21 protein-coding genes and 1 pseudogene are annotated in these 23056 nt (G+C 46.2%); 11 read left to right on the forward strand and 11 right to left on the reverse strand.

What is annotated here, in order from left to right; genetic code table 11:
- Window positions 1–78: 78 nt before the first annotated feature.
- The 4 genes from HRM2_RS21765 to HRM2_RS21780 all read right to left on the reverse strand — a co-directional run bounded on the left by HRM2_RS21765 (window position 79) and on the right by HRM2_RS21780 (window position 5598).
- A complete protein-coding gene (locus HRM2_RS21765; protein WP_015906198.1) occupies window positions 79–1020 on the reverse strand; it encodes an ABC transporter permease in 942 nt (313 codons plus the stop codon).
- Complete coding sequence (locus HRM2_RS21770; RefSeq protein WP_015906199.1) at window positions 1017–3095, reverse strand: dipeptide ABC transporter ATP-binding protein; 2079 nt, start codon at window positions 3093–3095, stop codon at window positions 1017–1019. The genes HRM2_RS21765 and HRM2_RS21770 overlap by 4 nt, the downstream gene beginning before the upstream one ends.
- Complete coding sequence (locus HRM2_RS21775) at window positions 3092–4018, reverse strand: ABC transporter permease (RefSeq protein WP_015906200.1); 927 nt, start codon at window positions 4016–4018, stop codon at window positions 3092–3094. Before HRM2_RS21775 ends, HRM2_RS21770 begins: the two co-directional genes overlap by 4 nt.
- A 71-nt stretch (window positions 4019–4089) precedes the next feature.
- Window positions 4090–5598, reverse strand: coding sequence for an ABC transporter substrate-binding protein (locus HRM2_RS21780; protein WP_015906201.1), 1509 nt, complete (start codon window positions 5596–5598; stop codon window positions 4090–4092).
- 1237 nt (window positions 5599–6835) lie between these two features.
- On the opposite strand from HRM2_RS21780, the gene HRM2_RS21785 reads away from it, so the two are divergent.
- On the forward strand, window positions 6836–7522 hold the full coding sequence (locus HRM2_RS21785) for a GntR family transcriptional regulator (protein ID WP_015906202.1): 687 nt from the start codon (window positions 6836–6838) through the stop codon (window positions 7520–7522).
- Between the two features lie 324 nt (window positions 7523–7846).
- Here the strand turns inward: HRM2_RS21785 and HRM2_RS21795 are convergent, their stop codons facing one another.
- Window positions 7847–9316, reverse strand: a complete 1470-nt coding sequence (locus HRM2_RS21795) for a trimethylamine methyltransferase family protein (RefSeq protein ID WP_015906203.1) — start codon at window positions 9314–9316, stop codon at window positions 7847–7849.
- A 719-nt stretch (window positions 9317–10035) separates the two neighbouring features.
- On the opposite strand from HRM2_RS21795, the gene HRM2_RS21800 reads away from it, so the two are divergent.
- A complete protein-coding gene (locus tag HRM2_RS21800) occupies window positions 10036–10356 on the forward strand; it encodes a hypothetical protein (protein WP_232364113.1) in 321 nt (106 codons plus the stop codon).
- A gap of 170 nt (window positions 10357–10526) precedes the next feature.
- Entirely contained in the window at window positions 10527–11936 is a 1410-nt protein-coding gene (locus HRM2_RS21805; protein ID WP_232364114.1) for a trimethylamine methyltransferase family protein, read from the forward strand.
- A gap of 41 nt (window positions 11937–11977) precedes the next feature.
- On the opposite strand, the pseudogene HRM2_RS21810 reads toward HRM2_RS21805, so the two are convergent.
- The 6 genes and pseudogenes from HRM2_RS21810 to HRM2_RS21835 form a co-directional block, all read right to left on the reverse strand.
- A pseudogene (locus tag HRM2_RS21810) lies at window positions 11978–12271 on the reverse strand (DUF1214 domain-containing protein); the annotation flags it as partial.
- Window positions 12272–12680: 409 nt separating this feature from the next.
- The gene (locus HRM2_RS21815; RefSeq protein ID WP_049770493.1) at window positions 12681–13094 is read right to left on the reverse strand and encodes a DUF1254 domain-containing protein; all 414 of its coding nucleotides are present in this window, start codon (window positions 13092–13094) and stop codon (window positions 12681–12683) included.
- Between the two features lie 172 nt (window positions 13095–13266).
- Complete coding sequence (locus HRM2_RS21820; RefSeq protein ID WP_015906208.1) at window positions 13267–13920, reverse strand: HAD family hydrolase; 654 nt, start codon at window positions 13918–13920, stop codon at window positions 13267–13269.
- Window positions 13921–14024: 104 nt separating this feature from the next.
- Window positions 14025–14558, reverse strand: a complete 534-nt coding sequence (locus HRM2_RS21825) for a GNAT family N-acetyltransferase (protein ID WP_015906209.1) — start codon at window positions 14556–14558, stop codon at window positions 14025–14027.
- Window positions 14555–14824: a type II toxin-antitoxin system TacA family antitoxin gene (locus HRM2_RS21830; RefSeq protein ID WP_015906210.1), complete on the reverse strand. Its 270-nt coding sequence runs from the start codon at window positions 14822–14824 to the stop codon at window positions 14555–14557. Before HRM2_RS21830 ends, HRM2_RS21825 begins: the two co-directional genes overlap by 4 nt.
- A gap of 658 nt (window positions 14825–15482) precedes the next feature.
- Window positions 15483–17201: an IS1634 family transposase gene (locus tag HRM2_RS21835; protein WP_012662549.1), complete on the reverse strand. Its 1719-nt coding sequence runs from the start codon at window positions 17199–17201 to the stop codon at window positions 15483–15485.
- Window positions 17202–17325: 124 nt separating this feature from the next.
- Between HRM2_RS21835 and HRM2_RS21840 the strand changes: the two genes are divergently transcribed.
- From HRM2_RS21840 to HRM2_RS21875, 8 genes are all read left to right on the forward strand, one after another.
- Complete coding sequence (locus HRM2_RS21840; RefSeq protein ID WP_015906211.1) at window positions 17326–17865, forward strand: integrase core domain-containing protein; 540 nt, start codon at window positions 17326–17328, stop codon at window positions 17863–17865.
- 183 nt (window positions 17866–18048) lie between these two features.
- Window positions 18049–18561 carry a hypothetical protein gene (locus HRM2_RS21845; RefSeq protein ID WP_015906212.1) on the forward strand — a complete coding sequence of 171 codons (513 nt, stop codon included), beginning with the start codon at window positions 18049–18051 and terminating at the stop codon, window positions 18559–18561.
- Window positions 18530–18796 carry a hypothetical protein gene (locus HRM2_RS21850; RefSeq protein ID WP_232364116.1) on the forward strand — a complete coding sequence of 89 codons (267 nt, stop codon included), beginning with the start codon at window positions 18530–18532 and terminating at the stop codon, window positions 18794–18796. The genes HRM2_RS21845 and HRM2_RS21850 overlap by 32 nt, the downstream gene beginning before the upstream one ends.
- A gap of 173 nt (window positions 18797–18969) precedes the next feature.
- Complete coding sequence (locus HRM2_RS21855) at window positions 18970–19368, forward strand: hypothetical protein (protein ID WP_012663014.1); 399 nt, start codon at window positions 18970–18972, stop codon at window positions 19366–19368.
- A 300-nt stretch (window positions 19369–19668) separates the two neighbouring features.
- Window positions 19669–20040 carry a CHC2 zinc finger domain-containing protein gene (locus HRM2_RS21860; RefSeq protein WP_015906213.1) on the forward strand — a complete coding sequence of 124 codons (372 nt, stop codon included), beginning with the start codon at window positions 19669–19671 and terminating at the stop codon, window positions 20038–20040.
- On the forward strand, window positions 20040–20621 hold the full coding sequence (locus HRM2_RS21865) for a hypothetical protein (RefSeq protein WP_012663155.1): 582 nt from the start codon (window positions 20040–20042) through the stop codon (window positions 20619–20621). The genes HRM2_RS21860 and HRM2_RS21865 overlap by 1 nt, the downstream gene beginning before the upstream one ends.
- Window positions 20608–22296 carry an integrase gene (locus tag HRM2_RS21870; protein ID WP_012663098.1) on the forward strand — a complete coding sequence of 563 codons (1689 nt, stop codon included), beginning with the start codon at window positions 20608–20610 and terminating at the stop codon, window positions 22294–22296. Before HRM2_RS21865 ends, HRM2_RS21870 begins: the two co-directional genes overlap by 14 nt.
- Window position 22297: 1 nt before the next feature.
- Window positions 22298–22966 carry an ATP-binding protein gene (locus HRM2_RS21875; protein WP_041273016.1) on the forward strand — a complete coding sequence of 223 codons (669 nt, stop codon included), beginning with the start codon at window positions 22298–22300 and terminating at the stop codon, window positions 22964–22966.
- The last annotated feature ends 90 nt before the right edge of the window (window positions 22967–23056 follow it).

Below are 23056 nucleotides of genomic sequence, written 5' to 3' on the forward strand. Positions count from 1 at the left end.
TCCTTAGAAATATGCGAACATTTTGGTGTAGTAGGGTTAAGCTTGCTGTCGTCATAAGTGACGGGTAATTTGAAATCATCAGTACCGGATTCTCGGGTTTAACCAGGCATAGAGAATGTCTGCGGCCAGGTTGGACACACAGAAAATGGATACCAGAAGCAGGGTGGATGCCTGGATAAGCGGCAGGTCCTGGCGCTGGATGGCGAACAACAGAAGCCGTCCCAGTCCCGGGTAACTGAACAGAGATTCGGTGACAATGAGCCCGCCAATGAGCCATCCCACGCCGATGGCCACCACCGTAACCGTTGGCAGCAGGGCATTTCTCAGTACATGCCAGAACAAAACCTGGTAGGGCCGAAGTCCTTTTAAATATGCGGTTCGCACAAAGTCCATGGCCAGGACCCCCAGGGTGCTGGAGCGGGTCATGCGGGTGATGTAGGCCAGACTGACCATGCACACGGTAATGGCGGGCAGGATCAGTTTGGGCAGGGCTTCCAAAAACCCTGCTTCCGGATTAATGGCAGCGTTGGCCGGGAACCAGTGGAGTTTGATGGAAAAAACCGATACCAGGATAACACCGGTCACAAATTCCGGCAGGCCGATAAAGGCAAGCGAGCCCACGGAGATAATATGGTCCAGGAACCGATTCCGCCGAAAGGCAGCGATGAGCCCCAAAAAAATGCCTGCCGGGACATACATGGCAAAGGCCACCACCGCCAGCATGGCCGAATTTTTAAGCCGGCTGAACACAAGTTCCATTACAGGACTGTCCGTACTGAGGGAAACGCCCCAGTCCCCCTGGATAAAATTCCATAACCAGCTTGTGTATTGAACCAGCAGAGGTCGGTTCAGCCCCAGTTGTTCTCTGAGATTTGCCAGGGCCTCGTCCGTGGCAAACCGCCCCAGAATCATCCGGGCCACATCCCCGGGCAGTATCTGGGTGGCGATAAAAATAAGGATGGACGAGACCAGGAGGGTCAACAGGACAAACCCGAAGCGTTTTAGGATAAATTGTTTCATGAAAGGGGTGCCTCCTGTGTTTTCTGGGTTGGAACAAAGGCTGCAGCCTGGATACGGCCCAGTTCCTCCATGGGGATATGGCAGCAGATGCTGTGGCCATCCAGGCCTTCCTGCTGGGGGGGGGCCTGGGTTTCACACAGGCTTCCCCGCTTTCTCGGACACCGGGTATGGAAGGGGCAGCCGTCCGGGATTTCCATGGCACTGGGCACACTGCCTTCAAGCCGGATGTGTTGCTGCTGGATATTGGGGTCGGCAACGGGAATGGCGGACAGCAGGGCCTCTGTGTAGGGATGGTAGGGCGGGGCAAACACCTTGTCGGATCGTCCGGTTTCCATGATCCGGCCCAGGTACATGACGGCAATCCAGTCGGACAGGTGCTGGACCGTTGCCAGATCATGGGAGATGAACAAATAGGTGGTTTTATTCAGGTGCTGGAGTTCGAAGAGCAGGTTGATCAAAGAGGCCTGGACTGACACGTCCAGGGCGGACAAGGGCTCGTCCAGAAGCACCACACTGGGATCGGCCGCAAATGCCCTGGCAATGGCCACCCGCTGCTTTTCACCCCCGGAAAGTTCCCCGGGCATCCGGTTGTAATAGCTGGCCGGCAGGTTGACGGCTTCCAGTAAGGCAAAGGTTCGGGTGATGATCTCCCGGCGGCTCAGTATCCCCGGCTGCACCATGGGACGCTGGATGGACTGGGCGATGGTATGGCGCGGGTTCAACGAGGCCTCGGGGTTCTGGAACACCATCTGAATTTTTCTCAGGGTGTCCAGGGGTCTGTCGGCCACCCGGGGGGCCAGGGCGATATTGTCCAGGCGGATCTCTCCCTGGGTGGGAGATAATAGGCCCATAATGGTTCGGATCAGGGTTGTTTTTCCGCATCCGCTTTCCCCCACGATGCCCATGGTGAACCCCTTGTCAAGGGTCAGGTTCACCCCGTTCACCGCCTTGACCATCTTGGCGTTCCGGGAAGAGAAGAAAGAGCCGGAAGCGGGATAGTATTTTTTCAACGAGCTGATGGACAGCACCTGTTTGCCGGGTTTGGGTGTGGGGTAAGCCTTCATCTGACGGGTGTCACGGGCCAGACCCAGAATATGGGCATGGCGGATGCAGGCCGATTGGTGCTCCTTGTCAACGGTCTCAAGCCGGGGCTGTTTTGTGTGACATTCAGGAAGCGCAAACTGGCATCGGGGGGCAAACACACACCCTTGGGGAAGCTCGTCCATGCGGGGGATGCGCCCGGGGATACTGTCCATGGCCCTGCGTCTGGCCTGGGCATCAAAGTGGGGCACACATCCCAAAAGGCTCAGGGTGTAGGGGTGGGCCGGCCGGTTGAAAATGTCATGTATGGTTCCCACTTCCATGAGTTCACCGGCATACAGCACGCCGATGCGCTGGCAGATCTTTGCCACCACGGCCAGGTCATGGGTGATGTAGAGAATGGTAGACGAAAAGGTTTCTCTCAGGTCAGCCACCAGATCCAGAACCACGGCCTGGCTGGTGACATCCAGGGCGGTGGTGGGTTCATCCATGATGAGCAGGTCCGGCGAGTTGATCATGGCCATGGCAATGACACAGCGCTGGAGCATGCCCCCGGACAGCTGGTGGGGGTACTGGGCTACAATGGCTTCTGGTTTGGGCATGGCCACCCGGGTCAGCATCTCATGTGCCAGTTCCAGGGCCTGGACCCGGGACAGGTCGGTATGGGATTTTGCGGCCTCGACCATCTGCTGTCCGATGGTCAGAGACGGGTTCATGGCGGTGAGAGGATTCTGGTAAACCACGCCAATGGTCTTTCCCCAAATCCGGGTCATCTCCGGCCGGGTCAGGCCGGTGAGGCGGCGATCCTTGAGAAAGACCTCTCCTGTACGCATATATCCGTTATCGGGCATATAGCCGATGGCGCCCATGGCCAGGGTGGATTTTCCGGATCCGGATTCCCCGACCAGGCCAAAACTCTCGCCGGCCCGTATGCTGAGGGAAACCTGGCGGACGACATCCAGTTCTGTGTCTTCGGTTCGATACCCCAGGGTCAGGTTGCGGATGTCCAGAGCGGTGCCCTTTGAAGTGTTCATGAGGTCCCCTTTCCCGCATCGGGATTGAGTATGTCCCGAAGTCCGTCGGTCATCAGGTTGGTGGAAACCACCAGGAGGGATATGGCCCCGGCCGGGAAGAGCAGCATCCAGGGGGCCCGGGTAAAGTAAGATCTTGCTTCATTGATCTGCAGCCCCCAATCCGGTGATGGGGGTTGAACACCCAGTCCCAGGAACCCCAGGGAGGCCACCAGGAAGATGGCATAGGAGAATCGCATGGCCAGTTCCACAAGCAGCGGAGGAATGGCATTGGGCAGAATTTCGCGGAACAGTATATGGGATTGTTTTTCACCCCGGGTGATGGCGGATTCCACAAATTCTTTGGTTTTGATGTCCAAAACCATGCTGCGGGTAACCCTGGCCAGAACAGGAACATAGAGAATGGCAACCACCAGAATCAGGTTGCCCATGTTGGGCCCGACACTGGAAACGATGACCAGGGCCAGAAGAAGGGGTGGGAAAGCCAGTAAAATGTCCAGGATCCGCATGAGAATTTCATCCCACAATCCGCCCAGGTAACCGGCCAAAAGTCCCAGGGTGATGCCGACAATTCCGGCCAGGATGGTGCCGGTGCCACCCAGAAGAAAAATACCCCGGCTACCGGTAACGATTCGGCTGAAGATATCCCTGCCGAATTGGTCGGTTCCGAAAAAATGGGTGGTGCTGGGAGGCTGGAGCCGGCTGGCGATATCCTGGGCCTGGAATTCATGGGGGCTCACCCAGGGCCCGATAAATGCCATGAGAAGAAAGAAACCGAACACACAGGTCCCGGTCATGGCCAGGGGATTTCGCCCCAGGCGTTTCAAGTTTGTGCGCCAGGCAGAGGCCCGTGGCGGCACCCCTGCATCTGCAAGGAGTGCGGCTTCGTCTGCAGAGGACAATCGTTTGGACTCGGTGTGGTTCATCAGGCATTCCTTTTTTATTTCGGGGACAGCCTTGGTCGATGCTTGCAAGGCTGTCCCGGCAGCTGAGGGGGTTAACGGGTGATACTTGCGTTCCAGAACCGGGTCCGTGCCCAGTCCGACGGCAGTTCAACCCCATTCAGGTTCTTGGAGACACCCACCACGGCTTTTTCAAAATAGGGCACAATGACCGGCCCGCGATCAATGAGAATGCGCTGGAGTTTATGATACAGCTCGGTACGTTTGTCCAGTTTCATCTCAATGCCCACCTGATGGACCAGGTCATCAAACTCGGCATCCTTCCAGTGGGAACTGCTCCAGGGACCGTCGCTCACATAGGCCAGGTTGAAATAGGTAACCGGTGTTGCCCGTGACCCCCAGTCCGTGATGCCGAAATCACATTTGAGCCAGGAATTTTCACCTTCGCCGTAATAGACATCGGTGGGGATTACCTGGATATTGACGGTGACGCCGATTTTGGACATCTGTTCCTTCCAGACCGTTGCAATGGGGATGACATCCAACTGGTTCTGGGCCACTAAATCAATGGTGAGGCCCTTGGCAAAACCGGCTTCCGCCAGCAGAGCCTTTGCCTTTTCCAGGTCCATGACCGGTTTTTCAACCAGGTGAAGTCCGGCAAAGGCAGGTCCCACAGGGGAGAACCCGTTGCCCACGGAGGCCAGGCCCGGGCGAACGGCATTGATGATGGACTGGTGATCCGTGGCCAGTTTCAAGGCCTTGCGCACACGGCTGTCAGCCGCCACATGTCCGGCATCGCTTCTCATGTGAATGACCCAGTGCATATTGGCGGAGTTGAGCAGCAGCTTGGTGTTGGAGGCATTTTTAATGGTTTCGGCAAATTCTGTGGTCAGACCGCCCACAAAATCCAGCTCTCCGCCCCGGAGGGCTTCGATCTGACCACCAATGTCAGGAGAAAAAATAAAATGAATTTCATCCAGGTTGACCTTGCCTTTAAAATGGGGATTTTTTTTCAGGATCAGCCGGTCTTCGGGGAAATAGGATTTGATCATGTAAGGGCCGGAACCGATGTGCGCTTTTCCAGGGTTCTTGGTGCCGTCCGGGATGACACATGCGTGGAAATCACCCGCGTCCGAAGGGAAGTCCGGGTTGGGCTGGTTCAGGGTGAAACGGACGGTGTGGTCATCCAGAGCGGTTATTTCTGAAACATTTTCATAGAGTTTTACCGTGGGGGCGCCGATTTTCGGGTCCCGGAGGCGATTGTAGGAAAAGACCACATCCTTTGCTGTTACCGGCGTACCGTTGCTGAAAACAGGGCCGTCATCCAGGGTAAAGGTCCAGACCTTGCCGTCCGGGGACTCCCAGCTGAGGGCCAGATCAGAGACCGGGTTGTTGCTGGGATCGATAAAGGTGAGGTGATGATACATCTGCTCTGTGACCAGAATATCTGCGATACTGGCGATAAAGTGGGGATCCAAAGCGTTTACGGGCTGGGATCCGATTCTGATTTTGGTGGCTGTTGCCGCCATGGCGTTGGAACTTGAAATGATCGCGAAAATTGCAATCCATCCAAGAATAAAACGGTACAAGTGACTTGATTTCATGGGGTTTCCTTTCTTAGTGATGGGTTTAAAAAAGCCGTGTTAGGGCACAATATATCCAACTTTCATCAGGATCCATTCCCTCATTTTTTTTTGGGTTATGTAAACCCATTTTCCGGTCTCAAATTGGCTGTATGCTGCTTATCCGGTCTGTTCCACCCGGTATTGTCTTGTATTGTTTGTACTATTATAGACTAGTGCGTACAAGTTCTCTTTTTCTTTGTCAACACTAAAAAAGACCAGGTGTCATTCCGGTTTTAATAAGTATCACAATTTATATTTTTGACGTTTATTTTGGCCTCAATCTCCTCTTAGAACACCCATTTCACGATCAAAAGGGGGCATCTAAGAGCCGGTTTTGTCCAATTAAACAAAACTATTCGCATAAAAACAAACGGTTAAAAGCTTTTGCTTGGTCCGACCCGTTTGACCGTTTGACCCCGTTTGCCAAGCGCAACCCGTTCCAAGTCACATCGGTATTGTCGTATGGCTCACGGTTAAAGATTATCAATACCTTCATCTCTTTTTCCTTTCGTAGTTTGTTTTAGCGGTTTATAAGAAACGCATGTCGAAACATCATTGTGAAAGTCTCGACTTTCGAGCCCTCTTTGGTTTCCCTGATCGGAACATTGTAAACCAAAGGGGATAGGATTTTTGCCCTTCCAGGCGTTAAGAAGCGCAGGCTGTTTGAGGACTTTAGCCCGCAGTTCCTGCGCTTTAGTCTGGAAGGGCAGAAATCCCCCCGACGTTTACCGTTCCGGTCAGGGTAACCAAAGGGGGCGGAATGGTACTATCGCCTGCCCTGTATCATCGTGTTTCATATTTCGTTGTGTCCGCTAGGACATGTGGGTTATAAGAACAGTCCATGACCAGAGGGGCTTCGAACGGGGCTGAAATCCGGGGCAAAAGGTCTTTGCCCTCTCCTGCTGCTCCAGCCTTCACCCGAAGCTCCCGGCCACCCATCCGCAAATAATGAATACTGCACAGATTAAGGGACTCGGAAAAATTAAAATCCAGCGCCCTATTGGTGTATTTTAAAATTTCCGATCCCCTAAAATATGTATTTTGAAATCACTTTTTATTGATTTTGATATATCAATAAATAATACTAATATTGATTAATATATTTATCAACTAATCAAAATTCAATTCTATAAGCTACAACAATTAAATTATTGATATTAAAAACGGACTATTATATAGACACATCTGCATCAAATTACCGAACAGGAGAAACTCCATGCCCAGAAAAATAGGCAATGAAACCAAGCACACCATATATCAGCGGATCAGAGCCGATATCATTACCGGTCAGAAAAAACCAGGAGAACGGCTATCCATTGACATTTTAAAAAATGAATTCGGGACCAGCGTCACACCTGTCAGGGATGCTTTGCAAATGCTCAGTCAGGAAGATCTGGTGACCATAAAACCAAGATCGGGTTACTATATTACCCTGGTGAGCTTAAAAGAACTCAATGATATGCTGGAGCTTCGACAAATCCTCGAGTTGGCAGCTGTTGAACGTGCGGCAGAAAAAATCTCTGATGAGCAGGTTATCCGTCTTGAAAACGTACATGAAGGGTTTACAACAGATGACGATGCCAATTATGCCCGGTACACCGAAGAAAATAAAAACTTTCATTTTCTGATTGCCCAGGCCTCGGGTAACCAGGAACTGGCCAAACAAATCAAACATCTACACGATCGGTTGGCGCGGTTTATGATTATTGTCCGTTCGGGAAAAATCATGAGCAATGTCCATGGCCGACTCATAGAACGGCTGAAAGCCCATGATCCAATGGGTGCTAAGAAAGCCCTTCAAAAAGAGCTGGATGACGCCAGAACAAGCATCATGGACAAAATCATGCAGGAAGAAGCCGGTTCCTGGCACCTGGGGGTTTCCGAATCCAGTCGCGGACGGTGATTTTCTGGACCGGTGTGGCTATATACTTCCCTCCCTTTTTACGGTTTGTTTGGTTAATATGGCTATCATATTTTCTTCATCTCAATGGCATTTTCCGGGCCGGCAAATGGGGAAAACAGCAGCCCGGGCAGCAATTGCAGATGGCCCCATCAGTTTGCCCTTGTCATCCCGGCCCAATTCACCCGATTGCATCAACCTTTTTTTGTTGGAATGGACCCCCAATCTGTTTGGCCCGTTCTCTGGAGATCTCATATCCTTGCCCCTGGCTGTTATCAAACCGCAGACAAGTATAGGTTTGCTGCACCCATTGACCATGATTTTTGCTTATCCTTTTTCCAATTTGGCAAGAATTTCCCTTTCCCCTTCCCGTTTCAATCGATCCAGCTCGGATATGATTTTGTCGCTCAGGGGATCTGGCTGGTGTGTTTCAGAAATTTCCCGAACTTCCTGCTTTACCCGGTCTTCCATGGACGGTTTGCCGGATGTCTTCCAGGCATCAATGGTCTGGCGGTTGAGCAGTTTGGAAGTCCACAGCTCTTGTTTAAAATGGTCCACGGTATGCTTCTGGACCAAAAAATGACCGCCCGGTCCGACATCTTCTATGATTTGCCGGGCAATGGTTTCCCGGGTGACGGTAATCCCTTCAACAAAGCGTTTGGTCATGCCCACAATTTCATTGCCCATTACCAGCTGTTCCAGAGAGCAGGCCATACCCGAGGCCATATAACCCATATCATGGATCAGATTGAGCCCGGAAAGACCTTGGCTCAATATAGAAAAAGCGCTTTCAAGGCCCGACTGGGCGTCGAGCAGTTTTGAATCGGTTGCACCGGCCAGGCCCCAGGTGGGCAGTCCAAACGATCGTGCCACCTCTGCCTGGGCAATCAGGGCCAGATTGTTTTCCGGCGCCCCCATTGCCATGAGAGCGGTCTTCATATCCAGAATACCCACATTGCCGCTCATGGCCACAGGGCACCCTCGTTTGCGTAATTGGGCAATGGTGATATGAATAAGGGATTCCGCCGTGATCTGGGTGATCACTCCTGCCAGGGTAACCGGCCCGGTTGCCCCTGCCTGGACGGTTGAGCCGGGCAGCTGGGGCATAAACCGGTCGGCTGCCACAAAGATTCGTTCAACCACTTCGTTGGGGAAAAAAAGCGGGGCAATGGCTTCGGGGTAGGCGATAAGAAAGGGCTTCTGGCTTAAGTTTTCCTGGCCCCCTGCAATCACAGCGGCCATCTCGTAAACATATTCGCAGCCAAGCGCTGTGTAGCCGATAAAGACAGAAGGTTTGGTGGTATTGGAAACCATGGCTTCAAATTCATGAACTTCTGCCGCATCTGCCGGTACATCCTGGGCCGTTCCCATGGGCATGACAAAATCGATTCCGGGAAGCGCGTCTGCGACCCTGGCACCCAGGGCGATATCGTTGATGGTGGTCTTGCGGATGTCATCGGTGAATGCATCCCGTGTAAAGGGACTGGCTGTGGAGGTCCCATAATGACTTTTTTCCCCTTCCACCTCCATGGCCCGACGGCCATTCCTGTCAAAGATGGTCCATCCCTTGGGGGTTGTCACCAGACACTCTTGAACAATATATCGAGGTATTTTGATGTTGTTTTCCTTCACCCAGGCACCTGCCTGTTTCATCATCTTGTGAACCTCTTTGTGCTGGCATTTAAACCCCACCTTTTCAATAATATCAAAGGCCGCCTGTTTGATTTCCCAGATCTGGTCCTCGGTCAGGATTTTCATCCCAACGGCTTTGGTTTGAATATTTGAAGACTGAATCACGTTTTTTGACCTCCACTGTGAAAAAAATGTTGTTTATTTTTTTAGGCCGATTCCCCAGGGATACCGTTTTCATCCCACCCAAATCAAAACATACCCGAACATTTTTAATTTAAAAACCATTTTAATCCTGTATCATGTTGATCGCTTGCCATCAATACCGTATCGAATAAATATTGTAATTTTGATTTTAAATATTATTAATATCTAATTATAATATATCAAAATAATTTATTGATATATTATAAGTTCTAAAAACCTAAACGAATTTGATTATAACCAGAGCGGTTAAAAATTTGTAACTATTTGGCGTCGAAAAAATGGATTTATTTTCATTTTTTAGCATCCTTCATTTGACTCTAAAAGTACTTTACACTTTTTAAGAATGATCACTGCAAAATGGGAAGGCACCACATGAAAGTGTAAAGTAGGAATGAAGGGTGCCCATTTTTTGCTTATGTTGTTCACAACAATATAAGTGGAAGCAGGGGCGCTTGTTTGAGTTTCTTTGCAATAAAAATTGCAAATTTATTATTCACTGTGAAAAGGAAATTCCCCCGGGGGGCGGGTTTCCTTTTCAGTCCAGCTTGAGGTGACTAAACATACCAAAACTTGAAGAAAACGGGTTTAATTCCTCTAAAATATTCATAAAATTCTCAAAACGATTGACCCTGACTGCATTTAGTGGTTGAATATCCCCCATGCAGGGAGACGTTAACTTCATGCCCGCACACAAAACCATCATATTGGAGACCACAATATCAGAATCCATACCCGAATTACAGGAAAAGCAACTCAAACATTACCTTGGTGAAGCAGTTCCCACCCATGCTGCCCATGACATTCATGCTGCTCCGGAACTATCTGCAATACTGGAAGCCAAAGGATTTTCCTTTCAACTGAAAGACCTTTGTCCCAGGCGCATAAACGAGACCCAGTGGCGTGCAATCTTTATCAAAGACGGCCAGGAATTTTTAGCAGACAATGCGCAATCATCGGTGGCGGTACGCACGGCAGCCGTTGGTGCGTTGACCAACCAGTAGTGAGAGGCGCATTAAAGGTTTAATAGCTCGGCCCTATTGGGCCTTTGATGCAACGCAGTAGATGGGCCAAAAGGCAAGCTATTTCGTTCAAGTTATAAAATCTGCGATACTAAATTAATAGAAAACAGAAAGGGAAAATGATGTCTCAAAGTTTTTATTGTAAAGAGCCTTTGAAAGTTATTGATCAGAATGAAATTGAGCTCATTCATCAGATGAGTCTTCAACTGCTTGACACAATCGGTGTATTTATAGAGGATGATGCTGTATTGAGCTTATTGGCTGACCATGGCTGTCGTGTCAATATGAAAAAAAAGATCGCAAAGCTTCCCTCTGAATTGATTGAAAAAGCCTTAAATACCTGCCCTTCAGAATTTACTTTAAAATCTGCAAACGGAAAAAATGATTTGCTCTTTGAGCCTAAAAGGGTCCATTTTGGCCCTTGCAGCGGTATGGAAATAATGGACATCAAAACAGGAAAATTAAGGCCTGGAACAGTGGCAGACGCAGAGAAAACACTCAGGCTTACGGATGCATTAGATATTATGGCCGGTGCCAACGCAGGATTGGGATTTATTTCAGATTGCCCCGTGGAGATTAATCTGGTTTGTTATTATGCACTGTGCCTGCGTAACAGTGCCAAAATATTTGCTCTGGGTGCAATGGAAGATAGTGTGAAATGGGGCATTGAAATAGGGCGTTTGACGGGCCAGGACGTTTTGATTCAAGCATCTTCATCATCCCCATTGAGCTGGCACTCAGAACAGATTGATGCCATTAAACTTGCGTGCCAGGCGGGTCTACCTGTTATCCTTCAGTCCATGGCCAGTCCTGGAACCAGTGCACCGGTGACTTTGTCCAGTACAATAGCGCTGATGAATGCCGAAATTCTTTCAATGCTGGTGGTCACTCAATTACTCCGCCCCGGGACCGGAGTGATGTACAGCTGTTTCACCCTTCCCATGGACATGCGGTACGGCACCCTGGCCTCCGGAAGTATTGAATTGGGGATGTTAACCGTGGCTTCAGCACAGCTTGCAAGATATTACGGTATTCACAGCATGATCTATGGTCCAAATACCGACAGCAAAATTTATGACCCCCAATCAGGTTTTGAGAAAGCCCTTCAAGGACAGTTGGAAGCCTTGGCTGGCATTAATCTTATATGGGGAGCAGGAATGATTCAAAATCATACGATCTGGTCTGATGCCCAATTGATGCTGGACTGTGAAGTGTTTCAAATGATTGGGCGTTCCATTGAAGGTATCACAGTCCGTAAAGAGACGATGGAATTGGAATTGTTCCAACAAGTCGGCCATTTTCCCAATAATTTTCTTTCCCATCCCCACACATTAAAGCATTGCCGCACAGAATTGCTTACGCCTCCCCTTATCTCGCGTGAATCAAGGGATGCCTGGATGGCCAAGGGAAGCAAAGGCATCATGGAAAAGGCAGAAGCTCAGGCAGAAAAAATATTGAAAAACCATGAGCCCAGAAGTCTGACACCTGAAATCCATCGAGAACTTGATAAAATTGTCAAGGCCGCCGCAAAGGAAAAAGGAATAGATATTATCTCATTATAATGAAGGAATCCAGAATCGAATATTTTTACGGAATGCATGTATTAATTCGCTGGCTGTGCTTCCGGGAATTTCCAAGTTTCGTTGATCACTTCCTTTTTCGGGCGGTAGAGGCAGACGGTGTAGTTCCAACCGGATGTAATCGGAAAGTAGTTTGGGACACCTGCCGGGTCACCGCCAAAGAGAATGGAGAATGATCCGTCCGCATCTGGTTTGGCTGTCAAGTTGTTGATTGAGTGAGCCGCAAAATCGTTTTTCTCGAAAAAGACTTTGGCGTTATAAACGCTGATGGACCAAAAACCGTCCACAGGAATGTCTTTATCCACCAAAGGATATGGCGTCTTCCCGTCGTTGTTTTTTGGAAATTGTTATCACCGGTTAATTCCTGACCCACCAAAGGGCTTTATAGTGACCCACCCTGAAAAATATATGTCATGATTTAAAGGCATTGCAAACGCCCACATTCAGCTATTTCTTATTAATCTTAGCGGTTGCCTGCGGCAACAAAACACATCGTCAAAATAAGTCAATTATTTCAGTAACTTAAAAATATTAAAGAAAAAAATATAGAAATCACCGGTTTTAAGAAAAAGAACAAGATGCATAAGTATATGCAATTATTGAATTTTTTATTTAGGGTGGGTCAAAAAACCGGTGGTGGGTGGGTCAGTTTTTTTCCGGTGATAACATTGGAAATACTGAGGTATAAATTGCAGCGATCGGTACCTCGAAGATGCCGCTTTTTCTCTACTCTACTTTGATCGCGTCTTGAAGGGTATTGGCCGCTTTTAGATCATCCAGATTTTGCGGGTCTGCCAATGTGCGAAAAATGTGGTACGCATAGCGTGTTCCCACCTTCTCCCTTGTGTAAGCTTGAAGACCTGGCGCATAAACAACGTCCACCGTGTAGTGGTCTTGGAATATGACCTGTAAAGACATAAATCTCTGTCCGGGGTCAGGCATGTTTATTGTCAGAGGTGCAGCATCGAAATCAAAAACCCCGTTGGAATAGAGGGTGTCGCGGTTCATTCGCACGACGTTCTGCTTTTCGATGGTAGTTGGCTTTTTGTGGTGGCAGAGCTTGCCGAAAGCATCAATTTTCACGGCGTTGAAAAAAATAGCGATTGAACTCGGCACGGACGAAATTATTGATGTGGCCAAATAGAAATGAACATTTTTCCTAAGCAGTTTTTTTCATTTCCACTTTCTTAAGTGCCTGAAAGATCATTTCAAAATAAACAGGTGTATAACGTTTGAGCTAACCGGTTGCCAAAAGTTGCAGAGCGAAGCGGCGCGGCTTTTGGCAACGCGAGTTTAGCGATTTGTTGGGCAATCAGTCCACAAATTCCAGAAGTTCCGTTGGCCAACCAATGACTTTAACTGCACCAGCTTCCAGCAACTCCTTCTTTGAACGAAATCCCCACATCGCGCCAACTGGGAGCATGTTGGCGCCAATAGCCGTTATCATATCAACATCACTGTCACCAAGATAGAGAAACTCTTGTGATGGAATATCCAAACGCCGGGCTATCTCTCGTGGTCCCGTGGGATCAGGCTTAATGGGAAATCCATCTCTCTGGCCAAGTATCACTGCAAATTTCCAGTTGGAAAGAAACTCCCGAACGCAGAGCTCAGCGAAATGTTGAGGTTTGTTTGTAAGCACAGCCATCTTAGTATGTTTTGCAGTAAGGGCATCTAACAATTCTGATACCCCTTTGTACGGCTTGGTCTTCTTGTTCCAGTTACAGTTGTACTCCCTTTTGAACGCCTCCAAACAATCTGCTGCCAGCGTATCATTACGCTTATCCAGTGGCAGTGCGCGTGACACAAGCATGGCTATTCCACTACCGACGAAATAGCGAAATGCTTCTGTCGGGTGTGTTGGAAACCCTCTATCATGCAAAACACGATTCATTGAATCTGCAAGGTCTTCTATGGTATCAAGCAACGTCCCGTCTAAGTCGAAAATAACAGCCTTATATTTCACGTAATTTCCCTCGTGTTTTTAGTGGGTTGTCCAACACGAAAATCACCGGTGAAATCCGGTGCATTTTTAAGTTGTAAAATCGAACATCTGGTACGATATGAATATTATTGTTGAAATAATTGCCCTACAATTTTCATTGGCATGAACATTCGTACCTTACTATTTTGGCAGCACAATACTTCAAAACCGTATTTTGAATAAAAATTCTCAGCAGCTTCATTTATGCAATCGACGATAATTGCATAGGCTCTCATGTGAGAATTTATTTCCCATAAATATTCAAGTGCTTTTATTAGGGTGATTTTCCCCAAACCTTGACCATGATATTCTGAATGAACAGCTAACTGAGCAAGTAAAAATACTGGCACAGGATAACGTGGCAACTTTTTCATAAGTTTTTTTGGTAAAGTTCCTCTGCTAATAGAACTAGGTGCAATTGTATAAAAGGTACAAATGGGGTATTTACCGTTAGGAAGTGGAACGGAGGCGGGCAATAGCATTGTTCTGCTTATGCCTGCGATCATATGCTTTGCAGCCTTAGTTCGGATGAATTCATTTAATTCAACTTCACCGCAATCAAATGAAGCCCGATCGTGGATAGCCTTGTCAAGCTCTATGAATTCTTTAGCCCAACTCATTTGATCCCTTGCTTTTTGGCAAAAGATTTCGCATCCAGCAGAGCTTTATTTGGTTTTTGAGTTTTTTCACAAGCACTAATAAAAAGATCAAAAATATCATTTTCAACGATGATACTTTCATGTTGAGCAATCACCTGGGTTGCGTTTTCATCAATTAGTTTGACAATATATTCAGTAAGACTTTTTAATCCAAGCAAGGCCGACGCTTTTTCAGCTTTTGCTTTAATCTCTTGATCTAATCTCATGTCAAGGCGAGTGGTAGCCATTGTTGTCCTCCTCTTTGTTTCGTACGTAATTATTCCGTACTTTATTAAGAGTATAGTATTCTAAACGCCTTGTCAATAAGTACGGAATTGGTCCGTACAAAAACTGTGGTTTGCCAATATTAGATCATGTGTTAAGATGCGAATACTCTAACGCCTACCCTGTCCCTCCGAAAAATTAGGTAACAACTGTAATCATTGACAAAATTATTATCAAAGAATAAATATTCATTCTGATATTTGAATTCATTTTCAGGGGAAATACATACACTGAATATCAAAATAAAGATGTTACTGAATGGAAAAATCATAGATTTTGCTGAATTTGTTGTTTTCAATCCTGATTTCGCTTTTTAAAAATCACTCTGCCCTCGCTATGGAAAATATTGCGCTACGCCATCAGTTATCCATATACCATCATTCCAATAAACGACCCAAAATTCGATTGCGAGATCGATTATTTTGGATTTTATTATCACGATATTGGAAAAACTGGAAAGATGCCGTTATAATTGTAAAACCTGAAACCGTAATCGGCTGGCATCGTAAAGGGTTCAAGTTTTTCTGGACCTGGAAATCTCGAAAAAGAGGACCCGGAAGACCTAAAATATCAATTGAAATCAGAAACCTTATTACTTGGGTTTCGCTCATTTTTGTACGCCTAATTTTTTTTTCCGACCACGAAGGAAAGGTCATAGGTTTTTTCTGGCAAATCCAGAAGCGTTAAGATTCTTTTCTGTAAAGCCGTCAATTCTTCAACCACGACACCGGAAATTTTTTCTCCCTTTTCTTCGATCAAAAGGTGAAGGCTGTCAAATTGTGAAAGCAATCGTTCTGCAGTGGGGCGTTTTGTCTTCATTTTTGGATTTCCGGGAACAAGCCCTGCAATAGGTTCATCTGCTTTGGATAACTCCCTGCGGACGACAAATTCCATCAGGGTCAATGCCTGAAGGGCAATGGTCAACATTACCATCAAGCCTTTGATTCTTTTCTGCAGACGTAAAAATAAAGGCAGTACAGGGATATGCCCTTTTTTTAGTCGATGGAAACCCCGTTCTACAAGCCACTCATCCCTGTAGTATTGTGTGCTTTGGTTAAGCGTCATACTGTTTTCGTCAACATTGGTTGCAAAGATCCGCCAACCAGCCAACGCTTTGAATTCTTCAATCGCCTCTTCATTTCGATTTACCATTAAGTCCAAATTCAGGACTTCCACCATTTTGAAAGGGGTGTTTGGCCCTGGGCGTCCTCTACCAATATATTTTTTCTGCAAGGTTACGGAGTCGTTGATTTCAAGATGAAAATAGGCCTCAACGTTACATGCCTGCAATATCTTTTCGGCTTTGAGCTTAAAAGAATCTACGGAGTCGTTGGTCTTTGCCTTAAGTTTAGCCAATTTGCTTTCGGCTTTGTCCAAACGATCTTGAAACGATTTTTTCCGACGCTGCGCATGGCTATTACTCAGGCTAACCATCCATCTTTCCTGCCATCGATGAACTGTTCCGCTTTCGAGCTGTTTTTCCATTTGCTGATTCACGACAAATCCCTTGCCTACCACCCGTTCGTTTTGGTCTTCATCTTTTGGGAGCAACACAATCTCTTGAAAGGCTTGCCCAGGGTTCAAAACCAACTCTTTGATAAGACGGGGAATCTCACCGGTCATTGGTAATGGAAAAAGGTAATATCCTTTTTCATGATCTATTGCAGCACGGGTTTCAAGGGCGGCTGCCTTGCAATCTGCAATATACAAAAAATCAGGGTTGCCGATGGTTTTCACCATACGCTGCCAGGCTGGGAAATAGCAGGGGTCATCAGCACGGTTCCCCGGAAGAGTTTCGCTTAAAATGGGAACCCCAGACGGGTCCAATGTTGCAAGGCCTTGTTTGAATTGAAGAAGATCTGGCCGATGATCTTTGCTGTGACCAAATTCCAAGATACCGTTCTTTCTGCTCTCTGGGTCATGGTACACATTGAAAGCCGTGGTGTCATAGCGAACAATTTTTGTCGGTAACTGGTAAGCACAGATAATGCCTTGCCCCATCTGAATCTGAAACTCTGATATGTATTCGTCGTTTTCTCCAAACACCTGTGCAAGTTTCCCCAGGCGGTCGTCTGTGGCATCTTTTTCACCCACGTTCCAGCCTGTCACACGTTCTATAACTGTTTTATGTTGATTTGCCCAGGATTCCACCCCGTAAAAATGATGGGTCAAGGAATGCAACACATAGGTTACGAACAAAACCGTCAACTGACCATAGCTGAGACCGATCCAGTTACCATGAGCAATAAAAATACTGTCAATTGTTTTTTGAACGTTCATCTTTTCAAGGGTTGCGATGATAAGCGGTATCGTATCGATTCTCTCAATTTTTGGGGCCATCATAAACCTCCAGGTAATGGGTTTTATGATGACCATGACACGGCTGGCCTTAATTGTCCAGTGCAAAGAGCCTCGTTAATTCAAATACCTCTAAAAAATAAGCGAAAGGTCAGTTATTAAGACAATGGCCAACGAAAACCCAACATGGGGAGCCCCGCGCATCCATGGAGAGTTGTTGACGCTGGGTATCAAAATTGATGAAACAACGGTCTCAAATTATTTGAAACGATTCAGGACAGGAAAGCCTCCCTCCCAAACATGGCGAACATTTTTAGAAAACCATATGCACAATACAGTTGCGATAGATTTCTTCACCGTACCTACTGCAACATTCCGGGTATTATATGTTTTCATTGTTCTGTTGCATGAGAATCGTAAAATTGTTCATTTCAATGTGACTGAGAATCCAAGTGCCGAATGGACAGCACAGCAGATCGTTGAAGCATGTCCATGGGATTCAGAACCGAAATATTTATTAAGATACCGTGACGGAATTTATGGCAAGGTTTTTCAAAATCGAGTTCGAGGTATGGGAATAACAGAAGTAAAAACCACAGCACAAAGTCCATGGCAAAATCCATATTGCGAGCGACTGATCGGGAGTATCAAGAATGATTGTCTTAACCATCTTGTTGTTTTGAATGAAGATCATTTGAGGCTGTGAGGGGCGACCTGAAAGTGCCATATTCTTCCTGGTTTGAAGATGTACCCTTCTTCTTTTTATTTTCTTCCTGATTTCAATTTTTTTAAACAGATTTTCTTCATCTTCTTCCCGTTTCACTGACAATCTTTTTCAGGCATAACCATATCTACATCTTGGACGATGATATGTGGAGGCTGGTTGTGAATGAAAAAGAATGAACAGCGAAAGTGCCAGAATTGCAATGAATTGTTTCCCCCCGATCCCAGGAATATCAACAAGCAAGAATATTGCCGAAAGCCTGAATGTCGAAAGGCCAGCAAGGCGGCCAGTCAGAAAAAATGGTTAACCAAGCTTGAGAACCAGGGATATTTTTCTGGTCCGGATAATGTTGAGCGGGTTCAAAAATGGCGTAAAAAGAACCCGGGGTATAGTCGACGCAAAAAACCTTCGATTGCGTTACAAGATCACTTACCTTTACAACCTGCTGAAAACAAAGAGGATATTTCCATACAGTCATCTTATGCGTTACAAGATCACTTAACCGTACAACCAGCTGTAATAATTGGTTTAATATCCAGTTTTATCGGTTCAACGTTACAAGATGACATAGCCAGGACCCTCCTTCGTATGGAACAATTCGGGCAGGAAGTTTTATTGTTCCTACCCCAAAACAAAGGAGATAAGCATGATTGTAAAAGAACCGGTTCTGAAAAATAGAATTCGTAAAATTCCCAAAAGCTTCAGCTGGATCGATCACCGGTTGGTCCGGCAGCGGTACATTGAGTCATGCAGCCATGAACAATCGGCCTTGTATCTGTTCTTAGTCTGTGTTGCGGATGCCCGGGGGCTGAGTTACTACGCGGATAAATCAATCATGAAGCAGCTGAACATGGATATGAATACCCTGCGGCAGGCCCGGTCCGGTTTGATTGTTAAGATGCGAATACTCTAACGCCTACCCCCCAAATCGTTCGCAAAATACTATAACGCTATGATTAGGGCAGCCCGCCGCAAATACCCCGCCAAATAGAAAATAAATCATACCCCGCTTACCCCGCCGCTTTTACGACAAAATCAATTTTTAGGACTATATTTTCATCCAGATTTAAATTTGGAGAAAATATAATGGCAAAAAGTTCAAGTGGAAAACGCCCCTGCTGTATTTGCCGCAAATGGTTTAAGCCGGATGTCCGCCAAAAAGGACGACAGACGACATGCGGAAGGTCTGCCTGCAAAACTGAACAGCACCGAAGAAACTGTCAAAAATGGAACAAAAAAAACGGTGAATATTTTAAAAATAACTATCTGGGTAAAAAATTAGAAAAGATTGAGGAAGAATCTTCTAAGGAATTTAAATCCAGCATACCTCCCCATGAACACCCCCCGCCCAACTGCCTGGCAAAGCCCGTATTGCCATATGAAATTTTAGAAAACGAGTATGGAACAAGAAATATGATCGTCATCCAATATGTAGCTTGGCAAATACTGAATCAGTCATACGATTCAAAAACTGCGTTCAGATAGGGGGGGGTGTTTATGGATAAAAACCTCGACTAATAGAATCGGAGTTTCAAGACGCATCATAGGCTTAACCAACTGTAATTCATTGATATCCCAACAAAGTAATCGACTTAGGGTTTTAAGACACATCATTAACCTAAACCTCTGAAAACAAAGGAGATACGAACGGACTAATACCTAAAGGCGTTTAAGACACAACAGACAAGGATGGGGCTATTATAGTAGTTTAAAAATAGGATTTTTTACACCTTGCCTTGAGTTTAAGGCAAAGTTCCTTGATAACCCCGACAAATGTGAGGACCCATGCCAAAAAAATTTTCATCCCAAGAGTTGTTTGAATTAAGAAATTTTATCCCTGTGGAAATGTTGATAAGGGAGCAACTGGAAATGCCATCAAAAATCAGTGAAGGCTTTTTCCGTTTTCTGTGCCCGATCTGTAATGAATTCCAGACAGCCATAAACCCAGCCACCAACCTGGCCCGGTGCTTTCGATGTGAAAGAAACTTCAACACCATCGATCTTGTGATGACTGTTCAGAGAATCGGGTTTAAAGAGAGCGTTCTGTTCTTAAAACGCCTGATGGTCAAAGTTCCGAATCAGAACAAAGATGCCAGACAGGGGTTGCAAAATTTTATCGGAGGCATCGGCCAGACCATGCCGGGAGGATTAGGATAATGGAACAGGATCGGTTGACCCGTCTGGAGAATCTTATTGCCCGTAATCAGAGTCATTTCCATGAAATAGGCAAAGCTCTGAAAGAGATAAAAGATACCCGGCTGTATAAACTCAATCTTTTCAGTAGTTTTGAAACTTATGCCAGAGTGCGCTGGGATATGGGCAGAGCCCAAGCTTATCGCCTGATAGAATCCTATAAGGTTATCAACAATCTGTCTCCAATTGGAGACATTCTTCCCAACAATGAATCCCAGGTGCGCCCCCTGGCCCCATTGGATCCCATCGAACAGCGTAAAATATGGAAGGCATTTTTAAAAACCGCCATGGAGATAACCGCACCAAACATCAAACAGTTCATTGATTCCGCAAAAGAAAACGACACCGGCAGTAAAGACGAACCTGTGGATTTAACCGATCAGGTCAGCAAAGCCTATATGGATGCTGTCCAGGCAATGCTTGACCAGGTTCGACTGGCCCAACAGGATCACTGGCAAAAGACATCTCGCCAGGCTGGGCTATTGTGGAACCGGGTCATTCGGGAAAAAATATTGACAAGGGAGAACGGCAATGGACACGGATAACCTGAAGGTCATACCTACTCTGACGCTTGATGACCGTTTCAATCTTTTGCTCCATAAAAAGATCATGAACAAAAAAGGCTCGGCCAAACGAGCAAGTAAAAAATATTACAAAGATCAATATCAAAAAACCGGCATTATTCCGGGGCCACTCCTACTTGTGGAAAAGAAGGTCATGGAGGGCCGCAAGTGCAGTGGACGTCCCCGTTCTTTCTCCGAACAGGTCCGCAGACGTTTTATAGAAATGGTAAAAGAGTCGTGTGATCCGTCAAGCCAACGGTTCATCTTTATTACCCATAAGGCAAGAACCATTAAAAATTATCACCACTGGCTTGAGAAAGAGTTCAAAAAGAGGATCTCCATCCATGCCCTCAGGCACTGTGTTTACCGTGAAAACCTCAAATCATATTTGAATAAACCAGATTTCGAGGACGATATTCCGGTCAAAAATAGTTTTAAACCAGAACCGGTGTTTGATCTGATCCAGATGGATGGCTGTATTTTTAGATATTTTAAGATCAGAAACGACAAGGGTCATTGGCAAAAGCCCCAGGTCATAGAATTTTATGATACGGGCTCTCGTTATATGTTTGTCCTGGATGCGTATTTTTCCGAAAGCAGTTGGAACTCCGTGAACCTGTTCACCAAATTTTTACTGGATAGGCCATTTCCCCAAAAAAAGATTCGTATCCGGCCGGATAATGCCAAGGGCTTTTTAAATCTTAAGCGCCCCATCAACGACTTGAATTTGAAACATTCCACCCCGAACGGGTTTTATATGGAACCTGATTTCTCAAGGATCCATGCTCCCAAGGATAAGGCTCACCTGGAATCATCCCACCGCAGCCTTCATAATTTTGAAATCCGAATCATCAAGGCGTTTGAAAAAAGGATCGTAAAGACAGAGCCCGGGTACATCTTCAAAAAAGGAAAACAAGAAAAAATCACCGTTACCCTCCTTGATATAAATTTGGATGAGTTAAAAACAAGCTCACTTATGGAGAAATATCGCCATGAACACAACTGTACACGCCACTATTTCTCTGAAAAAGGAAAAGTCAGTGCCTGGGTGCCGGATAAAAAGCTCACAGACTTTTTTAAAACATTTACCAGCACACTGACCTTTTGTACTGATCAGGTCAAGGAGCACATGAAATATGGATTTAGAAAAACAAAAGCCACGGTATCAAAGCAGAAGACCATCAGATTTGAAAATCAGGATTACTATGTGACCATGGGTGTAGACAAGTTCAGCTCCCATAAAAGTACACCCGTTCAGATATCCAGATACAATGACAAGCTTTTCCTTTTTGAGCCCAGGGAGGATGGTATTTTTTGGGGAGAAGCCCTTGCCCGAAAGCCCTTTGAAAAGCCGTTAAAAGTATTGACCATATTGCCGGACAAAAATGAGCTGGATCAGATCATCGCCTTTTTGGAGCACAACAGCATGGTCGTCGATCGGCCCCTCCTGATTAAAAATTATAAAAAAGGTCTTTCCATGCCCATGGCAAAGCAAATCCTTCAGCATAACCAGAAAAGATACACCACCTATATAAAAAAGATGCAGCAACCCACGAATATAAAAGGGGCAGTGCTGTTCAATGCTTTTATTCTCGATTGTGAAAGCCATTATCGAAGAATCCATGTGGCACCGTATGCGTTTTCTGGAGAAATATGACATGAAACGAAAAGAAGATTTTATAAATGACAAACGCCGCATTTCTTATCTGGGGGCCACATATAACCGAATCTATCGTAGGCAGAGCGTCTTGATCGAGGGTGATTATGGCGTGGGTAAAACCCGTTTCTTGAAATTGCTGCAACCGAAAAAACTTCATGCCGTCTGGGTGGAGTCACTGTTCAACATACATGAAACCCTGGCATCGATTTTAAAGAAGCTAAATTACGACACAATCGCCACCTACCGGCGAACCCCTCAATATTTGGAAATGATATGCAGTCTGTCCAACTGCTTTATTTTAATCGACGAGGCAAACGATCTTGATCCCCGGGTCTGGCCCTACCTCAAAAGGGTTATCGATGCCGGTGTTCCCATTGTATTTGCAGGATTACCAAAGGTGAGGACCTTTTTAACCCGCGAGCATCCAGACATCCTCAGCCGCTTGAAAACGCTTATTCTATACCCGATTGTGGTAGAAGATTTCATTGTCGAGTACAAGGATATTGAACAGGAGGCCATTGAACAGATTTATATGACGACCAAAGGCGATATGAGAAAATTCAGAGAAATTTGTACAGACTGCAGGGACAGAGCAAAGGAGTTGAAATACACCTTTGTTGACATCAATCTTGCCTTGGAATTTCTCTCTGATCTTCCTCCTCAATAACGAACATAAGGCACATGGAAAAATTTCACCAAGAAATAATGTGAGGCCAGAAAGGACTGATTTTGCTGTTCTAAAACTTTAGATCGTCCA

This window comes from Desulforapulum autotrophicum HRM2 (assembly GCF_000020365.1).
GTDB classification, from domain to species: Bacteria; Desulfobacterota; Desulfobacteria; order Desulfobacterales; family Desulfobacteraceae; genus Desulforapulum; species Desulforapulum autotrophicum.